The organism is Streptomyces katrae (genome assembly GCF_000966975.1).
Classification (GTDB): Bacteria; Actinomycetota; Actinomycetes; order Streptomycetales; family Streptomycetaceae; genus Streptomyces; species Streptomyces katrae.
Map to the genome: position 1 here is coordinate 1 of NZ_JZWV01001123.1, position 5,042 is coordinate 5,042.

The following is a 5,042-nucleotide window of genomic DNA, read 5'->3' on the forward strand; positions in this document are numbered from 1 at the left end:
CGGTCACCAAGGCCGGCACCGATTGCGGCTCCTGCGTGCGGACCATCCAGGGCCTCCTGGGCCGTGGCGCGTGCCCGCGCCGGGAACTGCTGGAGAAGGGCAACGCGGCCGGGGTCCTCGCCGCCGACCCGGCTCCTGCGCAGCTGGCGGAAGCCGCCTGAGCCGTCAGCTCGGCTGTTCGATGAGCTGGGCGATGTACAGGGCCTCGCCCAGGGACTCGATGAGCTCCAGCTGGGTGTCGAGGTAGTCGATGTGGTGCTCCTCGTCCTCCAGGATCTCCTCGAAGAGGCGGGCGGAGGGGATGTCGCCCTTCCCGCGCATGACCTCGATGCCGCGCTTGAGGCGGTCGATCGCCTCCACCTCGACCTGCCGGTCGGCCTGGAACATCTCGGTGATCGTCTGTCCGACGCGTACGTGGAAGAGGCGCTGGTAATTCGGCAGACCGTCGAGCATGAGGATGCGCTCGGTGAGTTTGTCCGCGTGCTTCATCTCGTCGATGGACTCTTCACGCGTGTACTTGGCGAGCTTCGTCCACCCCTTGTTGTCCTGGATGCGGTAGTGCAGCCAGTACTGGTTGATGGCGGTGAGCTCGCCGGTCAGCTGCTCGTTCAGGAACTCGAGGACCTCGGGGTCGCCCTGCATCGCAGAGGCTCCTTCCAGGCAATGTCAGCTAGGTGACTGGGCAGTGCGCGCATCTTTGCACCGCCGTACGGGGCCGTCCAGTAAGTGCCTCCTTAGTGGGAGTTGCTGGGACTTGCCCCTTTCGGTTCGTACCTGGTCGTGACCACCCCGCCACGTCTGTCACCATGGAGGCATGGGTCAGCCGGACAGCCGGGAAATTCCGGGAGCAGAGCAGCTCGAGCTCCCTCCGGGGCAGCGGTTGCAGAAGGGCTGGCCCGTGACCCACTACGGTCCGGTGCCCAAGTTCAAGCCGGACCGCTGGGAGTTCCGCGTCTTCGGCGCGACGGCCGACGGTGAGAAGCACTGCTGGAACCACGAGGAGTTCGCGGCGCTGCCGTTCGACTCGGTGGTGGCGGACCTGCACTGCGTCACCAAGTTCAGCATGCAGGGCGCCGAATGGGGCGGGGTGCTGGCCCGCGAGATCCTCGCCCTGGCCCCGCCCGCCCCGCAGGTCACGCATGTGATGGTCTGGGCCGAGTACGGGTTCAGCTCCAACCTGCGGCTGGCCGACTTCGCCTCCGACCGCACGGTCTTCGCCACCCACATGGGCGGCGAACCGCTGACGGCCGAACACGGCTTCCCGCTGCGCCTGGTGGTCCCGCACCTGTACGCCTGGAAGGGACCCAAGTGGGTCCGCGGTGTCGAGTACATGACCGCCGACCGCCGCGGCTTCTGGGAGGAGCGCGGCTACCACAACATCGGCGACCCCTGGCGCGAGCAGCGCTACTCGTACCAGGAGGGGCCGGGGGACGGTCCGGAGCTGTGATCCGCCCTTAGTGGTGGTACTGGTGGACGACGGCGTGGCCCTTGCCGCGGCCGATCATCCACTTGTTGACCGGGGTGGTCACGACGAAGGCGAGCGCCAGCGAGATCGCCAGCGCGATCCAGAACAGGGCCTCGGAGAGGTGGGCGTCCATGGCGCCCGGCCAGACGGCGATGACGCCGTTGTCGATCAGCTCCATGACGGTTGTCGATCAGCTCCATGACGGCGATCGACAGGGTGTCCGCGGCCAGTGCCACCCGGACGGCCGAACGGAAGTCCACGCCGGCGGCCAGGATCCCGCGCAGGGTGAGGGCGTAGCCGAAGAAGAACGCGAGGACGATCGCCAGGATCATCGTCGGGAGGTTTCCCCAGCCCAGGGCGGTGCCGACGATCATGCCGAGCACCTCGCCGATGGCGCAGCCGGTGAGGCAGTGGAGGGTCGCCCTGGCGGCCATGCCCCAGCCGACGGGGCCGGCGCCGTGGGCGTGCGCGCCGCCGTGGGCGTGCGCGTGGCCGTGGTCGGTGTGGGCGGAGTGGTCGGCGTGCTGCTCGTGGTGCTGGTGCTGCTCGTGGCCGTGGTGCTCGTGCTCGTGGCCCTGGTGCTCGTGGTGCTCGTGATGTGTGTGCGGCTGCTCCATGACGATTACCCCCTGAAGGCCTGGCGGAACGCCGGGTGGCGGTCCCGCCGACTGGTGGAACCGTATACCCCCTAGGGGTATTCCCTCAAGGATTTTCGCGGGTGTCAGTGCAGGTCGCGGAGCTCCTTCAGCAGGGCCACGTCCGCCGCGTGCCCCTCCTTGCCGCCCGGCGTCTCGATGATCAGCGGTACGCCTTCCATCTCCGGGTGCGAGAACAGCTCGGCGAAGGCCTCCCGGCCGATGTGGCCCTGGCCGATGTTGGCGTGCCGGTCCTTGTGGGCGCCGACGCCCTCCTTGGAGTCGTTGGCGTGGACCAGCTTGAGCCGGCCCGCGCCGACCGTGTCCACCAGCAGGTCCAGCGTCTGCTTGGTGCCGCCCGGCTCGGCCAGGTCGTGCCCGGCCGCGAAGATGTGGCAGGTGTCCAGGCAGATGCCCAGCTTCTCGTGGTGGTCGAGGGCCTCGAAGTACGGGCCGAAGTCCCAGGTCCGCGAGCAGAGCGAGGAGCCCTGCCCGGCCGTGGACTCCAGCAGCAGGAACGGGTCGTCCTCGTGCGTCAGCTCGTCCAGCAGCGGCAGCATGAACTCCCTGACCAGCATGAACTCCCTGACCTGCGCGTACGCCGCCTCACGCGGGCGGCCGCCGGTGGCTGACCCGGTGTGCACGACCACCCCGAGCGCGCCGATCTCCCGGCCCCGCCGCAGCGAGTGCCGCAGGGACTCCACCGACTTCTCCACGGTCGCCTCGGTGTGCGAGCCGAAGTTGATCAGGTACGGGGCGTGCACGTACGCCGGGACCGACTCCTCGGCGCACTGCGCGCGGAACAGCTCGTCCTGCGCCGGGTTCCCGGTCGGGGTGGCCCAGCCGCGCGGGTTGGCCACGAAGACCTGGACGGCCTCGGCGCCCATCTCACGGGCGTACGTCAGACCCACCGAGGCGAGCCCGCCGGCGACGGGCACGTGCCCGCCCACGGGATTGCGAAGCAACGGTGCTCAGAGCCCCTTGGTCTTGATGGTGATCGTGCTGCCCTCGGGGACGCTCTGCCCGGCCGGCACCGACTGCGTGTCCACCGTGCTGCTGAAGGAGAGGAACGGGCGCTCCACCTTCACCTTGAAGCCCAGGGCCTCCAGTGCCTTGCGGGCCGCTTCCACGTCCTGGCCGGTCACGCTCGGCACCTGGACCGGGCGGGGGCCCTTGGAGAGGGTCAGCGTGACGGTGTCCCCGGCGGCCGCCTGGGCGCCCGCGCCGACCGACTGGTTGGCCACCGCACCGGCGGGTGCGGGGGAGTTGACCTGGTCGGGGGCCGTCGCCACCTTCAGGCCGAGGGCCTCCAGCGCGGCCCGCGCCTGGTCGGCGGGCTGGCCGGTGACGTTCGGGACCTGGACCGGGCGGCCCTTGCTGACCTGGAGGGAGACGGCGGTGTCCGGGGCCCGCTTCTGGCCGCCGGCCGGGTCGGTGGAGATCACCGAGCCCTGCGCCACGTCCTGGCTGAAGGCCTGGGTGACGATGCCGGGGGCCAGCCCGGCCTTGGTCAGCTCGGCCTTGGCGTCCTCCAGCGGGCGGCCCTTGAGGTCGGGCACGCTGACCAGCTCGGGGCCGCGCGAGACGGTGAGGGTGACCGCACCGTTGCCCTTGATCCGCTTGCCGCCCGCGGGGTCGGAGTTCATGACCGTCCCGCGCTCGAAGGCCTCGCTGAACTTCCGGTCGACCTTCTTGACGCCGAGGCCGGCGGCGGAGAGCTCCGCCCTGGCCTGCTCCTCCGTCTTGCCGAGGAGGTTGGGGACCTTGGTGAACTGGCCGGAGTTGATGTACCAGACCCCGGCGCCCAGGCCCAGGGCGAGCAGGATCCCGGCGATGACCACGACCATGCCGCGGCGCTGCCAGCGGGGGGCCGGGGGCGGCGGGGGCGTCGGCTCCTGCGGCCGCTCCAGGCGGGAGGTGTGGTGCAGCACCGCCTCCTGGGCCTGCCCCGCCAGCGGGCGCGGGATCACGCTGGTGCGGTCCTCGGCGGCGGACCGTTCGGTGGCCCGCGCCTGCGGCGGTACGGCGTCCAGCTCCGCCTCGCCGATCCGCGCACGGGCCTCGCGGGCCATGCCCAGCAGGGCGGCGGCGTCGGCGGGGCGCAGCCCGGGGGTGCGGGCGGTGGCGGCGGCCGACGGGGGCGGGACGTCCTCGTTGAGGTGCTGGAACAGCACCTGGGCGGGGGTACCGCCGGTGTGCGGCTTGGAGCCCGTGAGCATCTCGTACAGCACGACGCCGCAGGCGTAGACGTCCACGCGGGCGTCGTAGACCCCGTCCTCGATCTGCTCGGGGGCGAGGTAGGAGACGGTGCCGAGGACGGAGCCGGTGGTGTGGGTGGCGGCGTCCACGGAGCGGACGAGGCCGAAGTCGGCGACCTTGACCCGGCCGTCGTCGCCGATCAGGACGTTCTCGGGCTTGATGTCCCGGTGGACGAAACCGGCGCGGTGGGCGGTGCCGAGGGCGGCGAGGACCGGCTCCAGGATGTCGAGCGCGGCCCGCGGCTGGAGCGCGCCGCGCTCGCGCAGGACGTCGCGCAGGGTGCAGCCGGAGACGTACTCCATGGCGAGGTACGTGTACGGGCCGTCGGTGCCCTGGTCGAAGACGGCCACGACGTTGGGGTGCGCGAGGCGGGCCACGGACTTCGCCTCGCGGATGAAACGGTCGACGAACGCGGCGTCGGCGGCCAGGTCCGGGTGCATGATCTTGAGCGCGAGGACGCGGTCGAGGCGGGTGTCGAGGGCCCGGTAGACCGTCGCCATGCCGCCCGCGGCGATGCGGGCTTCGACGCGGTAGCGGCCGTCGAGCACGCGCCCGACGAGGGGGTCATCCAGGGTCGTATCCACCCGGCGATTCTACGAGGGGCCCCGCCACCCCCGGCCGGGGCGTCCACGCTTGCAGCGCAGCCGTGACATGCGGGGGGCGGGGGCGGGCCGGTACGGGGG

At 71.3% G+C, this 5,042-nt stretch carries 4 protein-coding genes and 2 pseudogenes; 2 read left to right on the forward strand and 4 right to left on the reverse strand.

Annotated features, from left to right (window positions below; all coding sequences use genetic code 11):
* A pseudogene (locus VR44_RS47835) lies at nt 1-161 on the forward strand ((2Fe-2S)-binding protein); the annotation flags it as partial.
* A 4-nt stretch (nt 162-165) separates the two neighbouring features.
* On the opposite strand, the gene bfr reads toward VR44_RS47835, so the two are convergent.
* Entirely contained in the window at nt 166-642 is a 477-nt protein-coding gene (gene bfr / locus VR44_RS33460; protein WP_045951402.1) for a bacterioferritin, read from the reverse strand.
* 172 nt (nt 643-814) lie between these two features.
* Between bfr and VR44_RS33465 the strand changes: the two genes are divergently transcribed.
* On the forward strand, nt 815-1,447 hold the full coding sequence (locus tag VR44_RS33465; protein ID WP_045951403.1) for a sulfite oxidase-like oxidoreductase: 633 nt from the start codon (nt 815-817) through the stop codon (nt 1,445-1,447).
* 7 nt (nt 1,448-1,454) lie between these two features.
* Here VR44_RS33465 and VR44_RS33470 read toward each other — a convergent pair.
* From VR44_RS33470 to pknB, 3 genes and pseudogenes are all read right to left on the reverse strand, one after another.
* Nucleotides 1,455-2,082: pseudogene (locus tag VR44_RS33470) on the reverse strand (DUF4396 domain-containing protein).
* 104 nt (nt 2,083-2,186) lie between these two features.
* Nucleotides 2,187-3,065 (reverse strand): deoxyribonuclease IV, encoded by an 879-nt coding sequence (locus tag VR44_RS33475; RefSeq protein ID WP_045951404.1) that lies wholly within the window; start codon nt 3,063-3,065, stop codon nt 2,187-2,189.
* A gap of 6 nt (nt 3,066-3,071) precedes the next feature.
* The gene (pknB, locus tag VR44_RS33480; protein ID WP_094192078.1) at nt 3,072-4,943 is read right to left on the reverse strand and encodes a Stk1 family PASTA domain-containing Ser/Thr kinase; all 1,872 of its coding nucleotides are present in this window, start codon (nt 4,941-4,943) and stop codon (nt 3,072-3,074) included.
* Between the last annotated feature and the right edge of the window lie 99 nt (nt 4,944-5,042).

Bases quoted from the DNA above. Each gene is read 5' to 3' on its own strand.
- VR44_RS33465 (WP_045951403.1), top strand. From the start codon at position 815: ATGGGTCAGCCGGACAGCCGGGAAATTCCGGGAGCAGAGCAGCTCGAG.
- bfr (WP_045951402.1), bottom strand. From the start codon at position 642: ATGCAGGGCGACCCCGAGGTCCTCGAGTTCCTGAACGAGCAGCTGACC.